Source organism: Microbacterium sp. NPDC055988 (assembly GCF_042269505.1).
Taxonomy (GTDB): Bacteria; Actinomycetota; Actinomycetes; order Actinomycetales; family Microbacteriaceae; genus Microbacterium.
Window position 1 is genome coordinate 114,349 of the sequence record NZ_JBHJXY010000002.1, and the last position, 12,938, is coordinate 127,286.

The window sequence follows — 12,938 nt, forward strand, 5'->3', positions numbered from 1 at the left end:
TTCCGCAGGTTCGCGGGTGCCTGCCTAACGTATTCGAGTCCCCCAAGAGAGGAACCCCTTCCATGTCACGCCGCACCACTTCCGTCATCGCCGCGCTCGCCGCGGTCCCGCTCTTCGTCGCGCTCGCAGGATGCGCGACGGCATCGTCCGAATCCGGCTCCGGCAGCGAGGGATCGTCCGAGAACGAGGTCGTGAAGATCGGCGTCGTCGGCAAGGCCGACGAGCAGTGGCCGGCGTTCGTCGAAGCTGCGGCCGATGAGGGAATCACCGTCGAGCTGGTCGACTTCGGTTCCTACGAGCAGCCCAACCCGGCGCTCGCCGAGGGCGAGATCGACCTCAACCAGTTCCAGCACATCGTGTACCTCGCCGAGTACAACAACGCCTCCGGTGAGGATCTGACCCCGATCGGGTCGACCGCGATCTACCCGCTCGGGCTGTACTCGACCAAGTACGACGATGTGAAGGACATCCCGAAGGGCGAGACCGTCGCCGTGCCGGATGACGCCTCCAACCAGGCCCGCGCGCTGAACGTGCTGCAGCAGGCCGGACTCATCGAGCTGAAGAGCGGCGGCACCCCGTACTCCGACCTCGCCGACGTGGACACCGAGAAGTCCGACGTCAAGGTCAAGGCGCTGGAGGCCGCGATCATCCCGACGTCGCTGCCCGACGTCGCCGCCGCGATCATCAACAACGACTTCGTGCAGGATGCCGGTCTCACGTTCGACGACGCGATCGCCCAGGACGACCCGGAGGATGCCAGCGCACTGCCGTACGTGAACATCTTCGCCGCGCGCGCCGAGGATGCCGACAACGAGACCTACCTCAAGCTGGTCGAGATCTTCCAGACGAACGAGGACGTCCAGAAGGGCCTGCTGAAGTCGTCGGGCGACACCGCCGTGGCTCTGCAGACGCCGGTCGAGGATCTCGTCGCCTCGCTCGAGAAGGTCCAGAAGGACGCGGAGTCGAAGAAGTAGGACGTCGGGGGAATCCCACCTTCGTCCGATGAGGGAGAATCGGGTGGCGCGAAAAGCGTCACCCGATTCTTCGTTCCCGAAGCAGACCGGAGCAGCATATGCCGATCGTCACCCTGACGAACGTCTCCAAGACCTACCCGTCGCGCACCCGTGACGGGTCCGAGGTCGTCGCGGTCGACGACGTCACCCTCGAGATCGAGAAGGGCGACGTCTTCGGCATCATCGGATACTCGGGCGCCGGCAAATCCACGCTCGTGCGGCTGATCAACGCCCTCGAGCCGGCGACGAGCGGCACCATCACGGTGGACGGCGTCGACATCACCGCGCTCAAGGAGAGCGAGCTGCGCCGGGTCCGGGGCGGCATCGGCATGATCTTCCAGCAGTTCAACCTGTTCTCCTCGCGGAGCGTCAAGGCCAACATCGCCTACCCGCTCAAGCTCGCCGGCTGGTCCAAGGACGACATCGAGAAGCGGGTCGCGGAGTTGCTCTCCTTCGTCGGTCTCGCCGACAAGGCCAAGGCCTACCCGGAACAGCTCTCGGGCGGCCAGAAGCAGCGTGTCGGCATCGCCCGCGCGCTCGCGACCGGCCCCGCCATTCTGCTCGCCGACGAGGCCACCAGCGCCCTCGACCCGCAGACCACGCACGAGGTGCTCGACCTGCTCAAGCGGGTCAACCAGGAGCAGGGCGTCACGATCGTGATCATCACGCACGAGATGGACGTCATCCAGACCATCGCCACCCGGGTCGCCGTCATGGAGAACGGCCGCGTGATCGAGCACGGCGACGTGTTCGACGTCTTCTCCGCTCCGCAGAACCCGGCATCCCAGCGGTTCGTCGGCACGGTCGTGAAGGGGGTGCCGTCGCCGGCCGAGCTGGCGGTGCTGCGCGAGCGCCACCGCGGACGCCTGGTGACGTTCTCGTTCCGCGACGGCGACTCGTCGCAGGCGCAGGTGTTCCTCGACCTCGCCGGGGCGGGCCTCGACTTCGAGCTCGTGTTCGGCGGCATCAACGACATCCGCGGGCGGGCCTTCGGGCATCTGACGCTCGCGATCCGCGGCGACGCGGCGGCGATCGACGGCGCCCTGGCCCGCATCGCCGAACGCGTCGAAGTGACCGAGATCGCCGCAGAGGAGGCCCGCTGATGGATCGCCTGAACGAACTGTGGCCCGAGTTCTGGGCGGCCGCGCTCGAGACCCTCTACATGACGTCGTTCGCACTCGTGCTCGGCGGCATCCTCGGGCTCGCGATCGGCATCATCCTCTACGTCACGCGCCCCGGCGGACTCGCGCAGAACCGGGTGATCTCGGTGATCGTGAACCTCGTGGTGAACTTCTTCCGTCCGATCCCGTTCATCATCTTCCTCGTGGTCGCCCAGCCGCTTGCGCGCGCGGTCGTGGGCGTGGGGATCGGGACGACTGCCGGGGCCTTCATCATCGGTCTCGCGGCCGCGTTCGCGATCGGGCGCATCGTGGAGCAGCACCTCGTCTCGGTCTCTCCCGGAGTCATCGAGGCGGCGCGGGCGATGGGCGCAGGTCCCTGGCGCATCCTCTTCACCGTGGCCATCCCGGAGTCGCTCGGTCCGCTCATCCTCGGCTACACGTTCATCCTCGTGGCGCTGATCGACATGACAGCCATGGCGGGACTCGTCGGGGGTGGCGGACTCGGTGCCTTCGCGCAGATCTACGGCTTCCGGCAGTTCGAGCCGCTCGTGATGTGGGCGGCGATCGTCCTGATCGTCGTGTTCGTGCACTTCGTGCAGATGCTCGGCACACGCCTCGCCCGCAAGGTCATGCGTCGCTGACGGGCGCTTCCTGCAGAGTGCGCCGGGTGGTGAACACCCGGTCCTTCCCGCTGATCGGGTCGACGAAGCGCAGCTCTCGCGCCAGCAGCTGCAGCGGGCGGTCGTAGTCGTCCGGCAGGTCGTCCTGCAGCTCGGGGTAGAAGCGGTCGTTGAGGATGCCGATGCCGAGGGCGGCGAGATGCACCCGCAGTTGGTGCATCTTGCCGCTGTGCGGGCGCAGCAGCGTGTGCGCCACGCGGTCGTCGGCGCGGATCAGCTCGACGGCCGTCTCGGAGTTCGGCTCCTTGGCGTCGTCGACCTGCACGCGCACCTGGCCGCGGAGCTTCTCGATGTTGTTGCGGTACACGAGGGGGAACGCGGGGAGAGGCCGGTCCTCGGGAAGCGCGGAGACCGCCTCGTAGACCTTCTGCACCTGCCGCCTCTCGAAGAGCAGCTGGTAGGCGCCGCGGGTCGCAGGGCGCGTCGAGAACATCAGCAGCCCGGCCGTGGCGCGATCCAGGCGATGGATCGGCGCGAGGTCGGCGTTGTCGAGCAGGTTGCGCAGTCGCACCAGCGCGGAGTTCTGCAGGAACTTGCCGCCCGGCGTGGTGGGCAGGAAGTGTGGCTTGTCGACGACCACGAGATGGTCGTCCTGGTGCAGGATCTCGATCTCGAACGGCATCCGGGTCTCGACCGCGGGCTCGCGGTAGTACCAGACGAACTCGACGCTGCCGAGCGGGGCGTCGCGGGGGACGGGCGAGCCGTCGGCACGGACGATGTCACCGCGGTCGAACCGTTCGCGCAGACGCTCGGGGTCGAGGTGGAAGAAGCGCTCGACCATGTATGCGGCGACCGTGGGCCAGGAGCCGCTGAGTGGCACGTGCAGCCGGGTCGCCCCGACGCCGTCGCGCACCGGGAGGGGAGAGGGCATGCCCATCGATCGGCCTCCGGAGAACAGTGTCGCGGGTCGCGAACGGGATGCTCCCAGCCTAAGCGACCCGCGACGCCGCCTCCGTCGGTCAGTCGGCTCCCGCGGCGAGCCAGTCGTCGAACGATGTCGGTGCCACGCGGGCGTCCGGAGCGGGGAGGAGCACCTCGCCGGCGAACTCGACGCCCAGAGCGGCATCCCGCCACGCTGCCCGCAGCGGAAGGTCCTGGCCACGCACGGCGAGGGTGCGTCGAGCCATGTCGACGGCGTCCTCCGTGCGGGGTCCCGCGATGTCGAAGGATGCCGAGAGCGGTGCCGTAGCGGCGGTCGCGACCAGCGCGGCAGCGACGTCGGCCGGGGCGATCGGCTGCAGCAGCAGCGGCGGCACGATCGCCTCGCCGTCGACGACGGTCCACTCGGCGATCATCGCCGGGAAGTCGTGGAACTGTGTCGCTCGCACGATCGTGAACGGCACCGCGCCCGCGATGACCTCGCGCTCCTGGGCGCGCTTGCCGTAATAGTGCGGATTTCCGGCGACGGCGTCGAGCGCGGCGATCGACAGGGCGACGTGGTGGCCGACGCCGGCCTCGGCCTCGGCGGTGAGGAGATTGCGCGTGATCGTGGCGAAGGCGTGCTCGGCCTCCGCGATGTCGGCGACCGGGGGATTGGTCGCGTCGATCACGGCACCCACGCCCTCCAATCGCTGGCGCAGACCGACGCCCGTGAGCAGATCGATCCCCTCGCCGCGGCTCAGGGAGACGGCCTCGTGGCCTTCCCTCGCCAGCTCGGTCACGACCAGCCGTCCGATCCGACCCGTTCCACCCGCCACTGCGATGCGCATGTCTGCTCCTCAATAATGGATATTACGTGTCCACAATAGGCGGGTGCGGATACACTGGGCAAGTGAAACTTCCGGAGACATCCGAGTGGGTGCTGCACACGGTCGCCGCGATCGCGCAGCTCCCCGCGGGGTCGACCGTCTCGGGAGCGCAGCTGGCCGAGCACTTCGGCGTTCCCGGCCCGTACCTCTCGAAGCAGCTCGCCAAGCTCGTGCGCTCCGGCATACTCACCGGCAGCACCGGTCCGCGCGGCGGATTCCGTCTTGCCAGGGAGCCCGAGCGGATCAGCATCCTCGACCTCGTCACCGCCGTCGACGGCGCTGCCGACCCCTACGTCTGCCGAGAGCTGCGGCAGCAGGGGCGCGGGGCGGCACGTCCTGAGGACTGCACGCGGCCCTGTGCCCTCGCGTCGGTCATGCGTCGTGCCCACGAGGCGTGGCGCGAGTCGCTGGCCGGTGTCACGGTCGCCGAGATCGTCGCCGGCCTCCCTGCCGGCGTCCCGGAGAAGAACCGCAGGCTGCTTCTCGACGCCGCAGGCTGAGAAGCGCGACGTCAGCCGTCGATGCTCAGGCGTCGATGCTCACGCGTCGAAGCTCAGACTCAGCTTGCGCAGCAGCGCGGCGAGGCGATCCCGGTCCGAGCGCGAGAGTGCCTGCAGCAGATCGGCCTCGACGTCGACGAGACGGGTGATCGCGGCGTCCACCCGGATGCGTCCGTCGTCGGTGAGCGTCACGAGCACGCTGCGTCCGTCGCCGGGGTCGGCCTCGCGGCGCACGAAGCGGCGGCCGACGAGCCGGTCGATCCGGTTGGTCATGGTGCCGCTCGACACGAGGGTCTGCTGCAGCAGCTGCTTGGGCGAGAGCTGGAACGGCGTGCCCGCACGGCGCAGCGCCGACAGCACATCCCACTCCCAGTGCTCCAGGTCGCTGCGGCGGAACACGTCGCGGCGGGCGCGGTCGAGATGGCGCGAGAGGCGGTCCATCCGGGAGAGCACCTCGAGGGGTGAGAAATCGAGGTCGGGTCGCTGCGTGTTCCACGCGCCGACGATCCGGTCGACCTCATCCGCCTCGCTCATCCGCCCATTATCGCGTGTGCGGGTCGTGCGCGACGGACGCCACGGGCAGCTCGAGCGTCATGAAGAAGCTGTACGGGTCGGGGAGGTACCGACCGAACGGGCCGGATTCCTGAAAGCCGGCCGCCGCGTACATCGCGCGCGCCGGGATGAAGAAGTCGTCGCTGCCGGTTTCCAGCGAGAGCCGGCGGATGCCGCGCGCCTGCGCATCGGCGAGGAGGAAGGCCAGCATCGACTTCCCGAGCCCTCGGCCGCGCATGGCCGGATCGGTGCGCATCGACTTGAGCTCCTCATGGTCGTCCTCGACCATGACCAGCGCGCCGGTGGCGACGGGGCGGCCGTCGGCGGAGCCCGCGTACAGCCGCACGCCGGGGGCGAGCAGGCGCTCGAAGACCAGCGCGTGACGGCTCTCCGCCGGCGCGGTGTGCTCCAACTCCGCGTGGTGCGCGACCAGGAATTCTGCGAGGGCGGGGGTCGCCGACTCGACCCTTTCGATCACGATGCTCATGGGGTCAGCATTCCAGAGTCGTGTTTCGGAACCGTGACGGGGCGGGAGGGCCGACGTCCGCGCACATCGGAACACCGGCCGGGGCATGGCAGACTTGATCCGCGGCGCCCTCGTGGGCGGCGCGGTCCGCCGTGGTGTAATGGCAGCACGACAGCCTTTGGAGCTGTTAGGTCTAGGTTCGAGTCCTGGCGGCGGAGCATGACTGGGAACAATCTCGCCATCATCGTCCTCGCTGCAGGCCAGGGCACGCGCATGAAGTCGCGTCTGCCCAAGGTGCTGCACCCGATCGGCGGGCGTCCGCTGGTGGGGCATGTGCTCACCACGGCCGGGCGGCTGCAGGCCGCGCACATCGAGGTGGTCGTGCGGCACGAGCGCGACCAGGTGGTCGCTGCCCTCACGAAGGACTACCCCGACGCGGTGTTCATCGACCAGGATGACGTGCCGGGAACCGGACGGGCCGTGCAGGTGGCGGTCGACGCGCTCCCCGAGGACTTCGACGGCGACGTGCTCGTGCTCTCCGGAGACTGCCCGCTCGCCGACGCAGACACCCTCTCCGCGTTCGTGGCGGAGCACCGCGCATCGGGCGCTCCGGCGACGCTGATGACGGCACTGCTCGACGACCCGACGGGGTACGGCCGCGTCGTCCGCGACGCCGACGGCGGTGTCGACCGCATCGTCGAGCAGAAGGACGCGAGCGCAGAAGAGGCCGCCGTCCGCGAGATCAACGCCGGGATGTACGTGTTCCGCGCCGAGACCCTGCGCACATACCTGCCGCAGGTCGGCGTCGACAACGCACAGGGCGAGATGTACCTGACCGACGTCCCCGGACTGCTCCGTCGCGACGGCGACCGGGTGGCGGCATCCGTGGTCTCCGACATCGCGGTGACGTTCGGGGTGAACGATCGGGCACAGCTGGCCGAGGTCGGTCGCCTGCTCAACCAGCGCATCGTGCGCCGCTGGCAGCTCGAGGGCGTCACCGTCATCGACCCGACCACCACCTGGATCGACGACGACGCGCAGCTCTCGCCCGACGTCACCCTCCTCCCGAACACCCACATCCTGGGCGCGACGGTCATCGCCGCAGGCGCCGTGATCGGACCCGACACGACCCTCGTCGACTGCGAGGTCGGCGAAGACGCGACCGTCCGTCGTACGGATGCCACCCTCGCCGTGATCGGGGCGGAGGCGACGGTCGGCCCGTTCTCGTTCCTCCGCGCCGGTACCGTCCTCGGCGCCAAGGGCAAGATCGGCGCGTACGTCGAGACGAAGAACGCCGAGATCGGCGAGGGCAGCAAGGTCCCGCACCTGTCCTACGTCGGCGACGCCACGATCGGCCGCGGTGTCAACCTCGGTGCCAGCACCATCACGGCGAACTACGACGACGTGAACAAGCACCGCACCGAGATCGGCGACGAGGTTCACACCGGCTCGCACACGGTGCTCGTCGCGCCCGTTAGGCTGGGAGCTGGCGCGAAGACCGGCGCCGGCGCGGTCGTCCGCAAGGATGTCCCGGCCGGCGCACTGGCCATGACCGTCGCACCCCAGCGCAACATCGAAGGCTGGGTCGCGAAGAACAGAGCAGGCACGGGCGCGGCGGATGCTGCGTCCCGCGAGAATTCGGCGGAATAGGCGGAGCATGGCGCGCAAGAAGAAGACGGTCGATCTGGATCGCGACAACGGCGTGGCTCCCGGCATCATCGCCAAGACGAAGAAGCGACTCGTCGTCGCGGGCGGGCGTTCGCACCCGGCGCTCACGGCGGCGGTCGCCGAAGCGCTCGGCACGGAGATCGCCCCGGTCGAGCACCGCACATTCGCCTCCGGTGAGATCTACGCCCGCTTCGAGGTCTCGATCCGCGGCGTCGATCTCTTCCTGATCCAGACGTTCGGCGAGCCGGTCAACGAGTGGCTCATGGAGACGCTCATCATGATCGATGCCGCCAAGCGCGCATCGGCCAAGCGCATCACCGTCGTCGCGCCGTACTATCCGTATTCGCGTCAGGATAAGAAGGGCCGCGGTCGCGAGCCGATCAGCGCCCGCCTCGTCGCCGACCTGCTGAAGACCGCCGGTGCCGACCGCGTCATGAGCGTCGACCTGCACGCCGCGCAGATCCAGGGCTTCTTCGACGGACCCGTCGACCACCTCTTCGCCAAGCCCGTGCTGCTGGACTACTTCGAGCGCACGCTCTCGCCGGCCGACCGCGAGATCCTCACCGTCGTCTCGCCCGACATGGGGCGTGTCCGCGTCGCAGACACCTGGTCCGACAGCCTCGGTGCCCCGCTCGCGATCATCCACAAGCGCCGTGACCCGAAGGTGGCCAACCAGGTCTCCGTGCACGAGATCGTCGGAACCGTCGAGGGGCGCACCTGCCTCCTCGTCGACGACATGATCGACACCGGCGGCACGATCGTCAAGGCCGCTCAGGCACTCAAGGCGGCCGGCGCGCACCGTGTGATCGTCGCGGCGACCCACGCGATCTTCAGCGACCCGGCATCCGATCGCCTGCAGGACTCGTCGATCGACGAGGTCGTCATCACCGATACGATCCCCCTCACGGAGTCGCGCCGGTGGGACAGCCTGACGATCCTCCCGATCGCGCCGCTGCTCGCCCGTGCCATCCACGAGGTCTTCGAAGACGGCTCCGTGACGAGCATGTTCGGCGGCGACGCGTAACGCATCGTCACGGCACAGCCCGCGCATAGACACGGTGCTTACGGTCGAAAGGTCGACGATCCCGTCGACCGACACCGCGCCGGGAGGACCAGCATGATCCGCACGACCGTACCGACCTCTGTCCGCAAGGGGTCCGCGATCCTCGGGATCGCGGGGCTGTTCGTCCTCGCCGGCTGCTCCGGCGCCACCGACGCGGATGATTCATCGAACGACACCGGCAGCACGCCGGATGCCGGTTCGTCGGAGTCGTCGGGCGGCGACTCCACCGCCACCTACGAAGACGGCACCTACACGGCCGACGGCTCGTACCAGACGCCCGAGACCGTCGAGCAGATCTCCGTCACGCTGACCCTCGCCGACGGCGTCGTGACCGATGTCGAGGTCACGGGCGACCCGCAGGCGCCCGAGACCGAGCAGTATCAGGGCCAGTTCGTCGACGGCATCGCCGACGAGGTCGAGGGCAAGTCGATCGACGAGCTGAACGTCAGTCGGGTCGCCGGCTCGTCGCTCACCAGCGGCGGGTTCAACGACGCCGTCGAGTCGATCAAGGAGCAGGCCGCCGCCTAGGCGCCTGAGGCCGCATGGCGAGCTGGCGCTTCGAGGCGATCGGAACGCACTGGGAGATCGAGACGACCGATCCGCTCGCGGATTCCGCGCGTGCGGCGGTCGGTGCCGCGGTCGAACGCTTCGACCGGGAGTGGTCCCGGTTCCGCCGCGACTCGGACGTGACGCGGCTCGGCCGGGAGGGCGGCTCCTTCGCCTCACCGGACGCTGGCCCGATGCTCGACGCCTATCGCAAGATCTCCGCCGCGACGGGCGGAGCCGTCAATCCGCTCGTCGCGGTCAGTCTCGAAGCCCTCGGGTACGACGCGGGCTATTCGCTCGTCGACGGCGATCCGGTGCGCGCTCCGGATGCCTGGCAGGAGCAGGTGTCGTGGACGACCGCCGAGGTCACGGCATCCGCCCCGGCGCTCCTCGACGTCGGTGCGCTCGGCAAGGGGCGGCTCGTCGACCTCGTGATGAGCGCGCTCGCGGACGTGCCGGGCGATGTGGTGGTCGATGCGGGCGGCGACATCCGGGTGCGTGGTGCGGCCGTGCGCATCGGGCTGGAGCATCCGTACGACGCGACGAAAGCGATCGGCGTCGTCGAGGTGCGCGACCAGGCGCTGTGCGCCTCCGCCGTGAACCGGCGGGCGTGGCGGAACGGACTGCACCACGTACTCGACGCCCGCACGGGGCTTCCGGTGCGCGCCTGGGCGGCGACGTGGGCGCTCGCCCCCGACGCGATGACGGCGGATGCCGTCTCGACCGCGCTGTTCTTCGACGGCGGACCGGAGCTCGCCGACGCCTGGGGCGTGGAATGGGTGCGGATGAGCACCGACGGCCGGGTGCAGCGCTCGCCGGGATGCCCAGCGGAACTGTTCCTCACGAAGGCGAAGACGCGCCCCACAGCAACGAATTAGGGAAGAGTGGAGAACGTGATCACCTCATTCGCCGCCGCACGTCAGCGGGTCCTCGCGGTTCTGGGCTCGCTCTCGATGTATCGCCTCGTGCTGTTCGCGCTGATCGCCCTCGCCGTCATCGCGTTCGTGCTCTCGCTGTTCGGCGTGATCGTCTCGCCCACGCCGCTCGAGATGGTGGCGTCGTTCCTGGTGCTCGCGATCGTGATCTCGGCGGTCGACGCCGCAGCCCAGCGCATCCTGCGGCTGCCGTGGCGCATCGAATCCTCCCTCGTCACGGCGCTGATCCTGCTGTTCGTCCTCCGCCCCGGTCTCGAACTCGGCGCCCTCCTCGGACTCGCTCTCGCCGGAGCCGTGGCCAGCGTGTCGAAGTACCTCATCGCCTGGCGCGGTCGACACATCTTCAACCCGGCGGCGTTCGGTGCGGCGGTCGTCTCGATTCTCGGCGCCTTCGGGGCGTTCGAATGGCTGGGCACCTCGTCGTCCTGGTGGGTCGGGACGCCTGTGCTGACGATCCCCGTGCTCGTCCTCGGTCTCGCCGTGCTGTGGCGCACCGAGAAGGTGCGGGTGGTGTTGATCTTCGTGCTCGTCGCCGTCGCCACCTCGGTCGTGCGCCAAGCGGTGCAGGCCGCGCAGTTCGACATCGACTTCGATGTGCTCACCGCGCTGCAGTTCGCGGTGCTGCAGTCGCCGTTCCTGTTCCTCGGGGCGTTCATGCTCTCCGAGCCGCTGACCCTTCCGCCGCGTCGTCGCCAGCAGTTCGCGGTGGCCGTCGTGGTGGGTCTCCTGGCGGGGTGGCCGATCTCGGTCGCCGGCCTGTTCACGCTCGGCCAGGAGCGGGCCCTCTTGATCGGGAACCTGGTGGCCTTCGCGTTCGCGCTGCGGGGGTCGGTGCGACTCGTGCTCGAGCGGCGCGACTTCATCACCCCGACCGCGCAGGAGCTGACCTTCCGTGCCAAGGGCCGGGTCAGATTCCTCCCGGGGCAGTACCTCGAGCTCGACGTCCCGCATCACCGTCCCGACGCGCGCGGCACCCGGCGGGAGTTCAGCATCGTGTCGGCGCCGGCCGACCTGCCCACCCTGCGCATCGCGTACAAGAACGGCGACCAGAAGCATCCGTCGAGCTACAAGCGGGCCCTGGCCGCCGCCGAGCCGGGCGCGACGTTCGCGGTCACCGGCACCTGGGGTGATTTCATCCTGCCGCGCGGCGACCATCCGGTGCTCATGGTCGCGGCCGGGATCGGCGTCACGCCGTTCGTGTCTCAGCTGCGCCAGCTTCAGGCTGCGGGGCAGCAGCGCGACGTGGTGCTCGTGTACGTGGCATCAGAGGCGTCCGAGCTCGCCTTCCGCGATGAGCTCGCCGCGACGGGCGTGCGCACGGTCGTGTTCACCCGCGACGAGCCGCTCGACCTGCCCGCGCACTGGTCCTGGGCGCAGGGCGCACGACTGGATGCCGAGACCCTCGAGCGCACGGTGCCCGACCTCGCCGCCCGCCATGCGTTCATCTCCGGGCCTCCGCGCCTGATCGCCGACCTCGCTCCCGCGCTGCAGAAGGCCCGTGCTCTCACGACCGACGCCTTCGCCGGCTACTGATCGATCCCGTCCCGCCCGTCCCGCCCGCCCCGTCCGTCCCGCCCGCCCCGTCCCGCCCGTCCTGTCCTGGCCCGTCCTGTCTCCGTACACCTGTCGGGAGTATCGACGGATGTCGGACGAATCGCCGCGAGATGCCCCGACATCTGCGCATCCTCCCGACGAGTGTGCGGCGCATCCCCTTCTGCACATCCCGCATCCGCCTCGGATCGCCCCACAACGGCGGCATCCAGCTCGCTCAGTCCGTGGGGAGCATCAGGATCGGTGGATGCTCAGCGCTCAATCCGCGACCGACCGGCACGGCGGCGTCGTGCGGGGAACACTGCTCGAGAAGTACGGATTCACTCGTCGGATGCGAGCGGATGCGGTGCGCGCCGGCGCCCTGATCCGCGTGAGAGCAGGAGTGTTCGCCGGGCCGAACGCCGACACGAGCGTCGTGGAGGCCGCCGCGCACGGCGGCGCCCTCACCTGCGCGCACGCGCTGCGCCTGCACGGTGTCTGGGCACTCGACCCCGGCGGCCCCGTGCACGTGTGGCTCGGCGCGAAGGGCCGCGTGCATCACGAAGAGTGCGAGTGTGTCGCGCACTACGACGCGGGTCATGCCGGTGTCGGACTCGCCCCGTTGGAGGAAGTGCTGATCCACGTCTACCGCTGTGCCGGCGACGAGGCGTTCTTCGCGGCTCTGGAGTCCGCACTGGTACAGCAGAAGATCAGCGGTGCGGGACTGCGCCGCATCCGTCGTCGACTACCGGCCCGCGCGCACTGGCTCGTGGACCTCGCGCGATCGGATGCCGACAGCGGTCTCGAATCGCTGCTCCGGTTGCGTCTGCACCTGCACGGCATCAGCCTGGACTGCCAGGTGACGATCTCGACCGTCGGGAGAGTGGATTTCGTGCTCGACGGGCGCCTGATCCTCGAGGCCGACGGGAAGGGCAACCACGACAGTCCTGCGCATCGCCACCGTGATCTCGTGAGGGATGCCGCGGCGTCGGTTCTCGGATTCGAGACGCTGAGGTTCGATTACGCGCAGATCGTCCACGCCTGGCCTACGGTCGAGGCTGCCGTGCTCGCCGCCATCACCCGCCTGCGTGCCCGCAGCTGACGTCTTCGGTCACC

Annotated in this window: 14 protein-coding genes and 1 tRNA gene; 11 read left to right on the forward strand and 4 right to left on the reverse strand. The window is 69.3% G+C overall.

Annotated features, from left to right (window positions below):
* The first annotated feature begins 62 nt into the window (after positions 1-62).
* The 3 genes from ACFC14_RS17665 (at position 63) to ACFC14_RS17675 (ending at position 2,775) form a co-directional block, all read left to right on the forward strand.
* A complete protein-coding gene (locus tag ACFC14_RS17665) occupies positions 63-974 on the forward strand; it encodes a MetQ/NlpA family ABC transporter substrate-binding protein (protein WP_376107539.1) in 912 nt (303 codons plus the stop codon).
* A gap of 98 nt (positions 975-1,072) precedes the next feature.
* Positions 1,073-2,116 (forward strand): methionine ABC transporter ATP-binding protein, encoded by a 1,044-nt coding sequence (locus tag ACFC14_RS17670; RefSeq protein WP_376107542.1) that lies wholly within the window; start codon positions 1,073-1,075, stop codon positions 2,114-2,116.
* Positions 2,116-2,775: a methionine ABC transporter permease gene (locus ACFC14_RS17675; protein WP_136041480.1), complete on the forward strand. Its 660-nt coding sequence runs from the start codon at positions 2,116-2,118 to the stop codon at positions 2,773-2,775. Before ACFC14_RS17670 ends, ACFC14_RS17675 begins: the two co-directional genes overlap by 1 nt.
* On the opposite strand, the gene ACFC14_RS17680 is transcribed toward ACFC14_RS17675, so the two are convergent.
* Complete coding sequence (locus tag ACFC14_RS17680) at positions 2,762-3,685, reverse strand: pseudouridine synthase (protein WP_376107545.1); 924 nt, start codon at positions 3,683-3,685, stop codon at positions 2,762-2,764. The two genes, ACFC14_RS17675 and ACFC14_RS17680, sit on opposite strands and share 14 nt — an antisense overlap.
* A gap of 88 nt (positions 3,686-3,773) precedes the next feature.
* Positions 3,774-4,523: an SDR family oxidoreductase gene (locus ACFC14_RS17685; protein WP_376107548.1), complete on the reverse strand. Its 750-nt coding sequence runs from the start codon at positions 4,521-4,523 to the stop codon at positions 3,774-3,776.
* A 62-nt stretch (positions 4,524-4,585) separates the two neighbouring features.
* Between ACFC14_RS17685 and ACFC14_RS17690 the strand changes: the two genes are divergently transcribed.
* Positions 4,586-5,062, forward strand: a complete 477-nt coding sequence (locus ACFC14_RS17690) for an RrF2 family transcriptional regulator (protein WP_376107551.1) — start codon at positions 4,586-4,588, stop codon at positions 5,060-5,062.
* Positions 5,063-5,101: 39 nt separating this feature from the next.
* On the opposite strand, the gene ACFC14_RS17695 is transcribed toward ACFC14_RS17690, so the two are convergent.
* Together ACFC14_RS17695 and ACFC14_RS17700 are read right to left on the reverse strand one after the other, a co-directional pair.
* Positions 5,102-5,596, reverse strand: a complete 495-nt coding sequence (locus ACFC14_RS17695; RefSeq protein WP_376107554.1) for a MarR family winged helix-turn-helix transcriptional regulator — start codon at positions 5,594-5,596, stop codon at positions 5,102-5,104.
* Between the two features lie 7 nt (positions 5,597-5,603).
* Positions 5,604-6,101 (reverse strand): GNAT family N-acetyltransferase, encoded by a 498-nt coding sequence (locus ACFC14_RS17700; RefSeq protein ID WP_376107557.1) that lies wholly within the window; start codon positions 6,099-6,101, stop codon positions 5,604-5,606.
* Between the two features lie 125 nt (positions 6,102-6,226).
* Here ACFC14_RS17700 and ACFC14_RS17705 point away from each other — a divergent pair.
* From ACFC14_RS17705 to ACFC14_RS17735, 7 genes are all read left to right on the forward strand, one after another.
* Positions 6,227-6,298 (forward strand) — tRNA-Gln (locus tag ACFC14_RS17705).
* 1 nt (position 6,299) lies between these two features.
* The gene (glmU, locus tag ACFC14_RS17710; protein WP_376107560.1) at positions 6,300-7,730 is read left to right on the forward strand and encodes a bifunctional UDP-N-acetylglucosamine diphosphorylase/glucosamine-1-phosphate N-acetyltransferase GlmU; all 1,431 of its coding nucleotides are present in this window, start codon (positions 6,300-6,302) and stop codon (positions 7,728-7,730) included.
* Positions 7,731-7,737: 7 nt separating this feature from the next.
* Positions 7,738-8,772: a ribose-phosphate diphosphokinase gene (locus ACFC14_RS17715; protein WP_136041490.1), complete on the forward strand. Its 1,035-nt coding sequence runs from the start codon at positions 7,738-7,740 to the stop codon at positions 8,770-8,772.
* Between the two features lie 93 nt (positions 8,773-8,865).
* Entirely contained in the window at positions 8,866-9,339 is a 474-nt protein-coding gene (locus ACFC14_RS17720) for an FMN-binding protein (RefSeq protein ID WP_376107564.1), read from the forward strand.
* 14 nt (positions 9,340-9,353) lie between these two features.
* Positions 9,354-10,235, forward strand: a complete 882-nt coding sequence (locus ACFC14_RS17725) for an FAD:protein FMN transferase (RefSeq protein ID WP_376107567.1) — start codon at positions 9,354-9,356, stop codon at positions 10,233-10,235.
* A 15-nt stretch (positions 10,236-10,250) separates the two neighbouring features.
* Complete coding sequence (locus ACFC14_RS17730; protein ID WP_376107570.1) at positions 10,251-11,825, forward strand: FAD-dependent oxidoreductase; 1,575 nt, start codon at positions 10,251-10,253, stop codon at positions 11,823-11,825.
* Between the two features lie 265 nt (positions 11,826-12,090).
* Complete coding sequence (locus tag ACFC14_RS17735; protein ID WP_376107572.1) at positions 12,091-12,924, forward strand: endonuclease domain-containing protein; 834 nt, start codon at positions 12,091-12,093, stop codon at positions 12,922-12,924.
* Positions 12,925-12,938 lie beyond the last annotated feature (14 nt).

What these genes read in the sequence shown, in the direction of transcription:
- ACFC14_RS17665 (WP_376107539.1), top strand. Translation starts at nt 63, where the DNA reads ATGTCACGCCGCACCACTTCCGTCATCGCCGCGCTCGCCGCGGTCCCG.
- ACFC14_RS17670 (WP_376107542.1), top strand. Translation starts at nt 1,073, where the DNA reads ATGCCGATCGTCACCCTGACGAACGTCTCCAAGACCTACCCGTCGCGC.
- ACFC14_RS17675 (WP_136041480.1), top strand. Translation starts at nt 2,116, where the DNA reads ATGGATCGCCTGAACGAACTGTGGCCCGAGTTCTGGGCGGCCGCGCTC.
- ACFC14_RS17680 (WP_376107545.1), bottom strand. Translation starts at nt 3,685, where the DNA reads ATGCCCTCTCCCCTCCCGGTGCGCGACGGCGTCGGGGCGACCCGGCTG.
- ACFC14_RS17685 (WP_376107548.1), bottom strand. Translation starts at nt 4,523, where the DNA reads ATGCGCATCGCAGTGGCGGGTGGAACGGGTCGGATCGGACGGCTGGTC.
- ACFC14_RS17695 (WP_376107554.1), bottom strand. Translation starts at nt 5,596, where the DNA reads ATGAGCGAGGCGGATGAGGTCGACCGGATCGTCGGCGCGTGGAACACG.
- ACFC14_RS17700 (WP_376107557.1), bottom strand. Translation starts at nt 6,101, where the DNA reads ATGAGCATCGTGATCGAAAGGGTCGAGTCGGCGACCCCCGCCCTCGCA.
- glmU (WP_376107560.1), top strand. Translation starts at nt 6,300, where the DNA reads ATGACTGGGAACAATCTCGCCATCATCGTCCTCGCTGCAGGCCAGGGC.
- ACFC14_RS17715 (WP_136041490.1), top strand. Translation starts at nt 7,738, where the DNA reads ATGGCGCGCAAGAAGAAGACGGTCGATCTGGATCGCGACAACGGCGTG.
- ACFC14_RS17720 (WP_376107564.1), top strand. Translation starts at nt 8,866, where the DNA reads ATGATCCGCACGACCGTACCGACCTCTGTCCGCAAGGGGTCCGCGATC.
- ACFC14_RS17725 (WP_376107567.1), top strand. Translation starts at nt 9,354, where the DNA reads ATGGCGAGCTGGCGCTTCGAGGCGATCGGAACGCACTGGGAGATCGAG.
- ACFC14_RS17735 (WP_376107572.1), top strand. Translation starts at nt 12,091, where the DNA reads ATGCTCAGCGCTCAATCCGCGACCGACCGGCACGGCGGCGTCGTGCGG.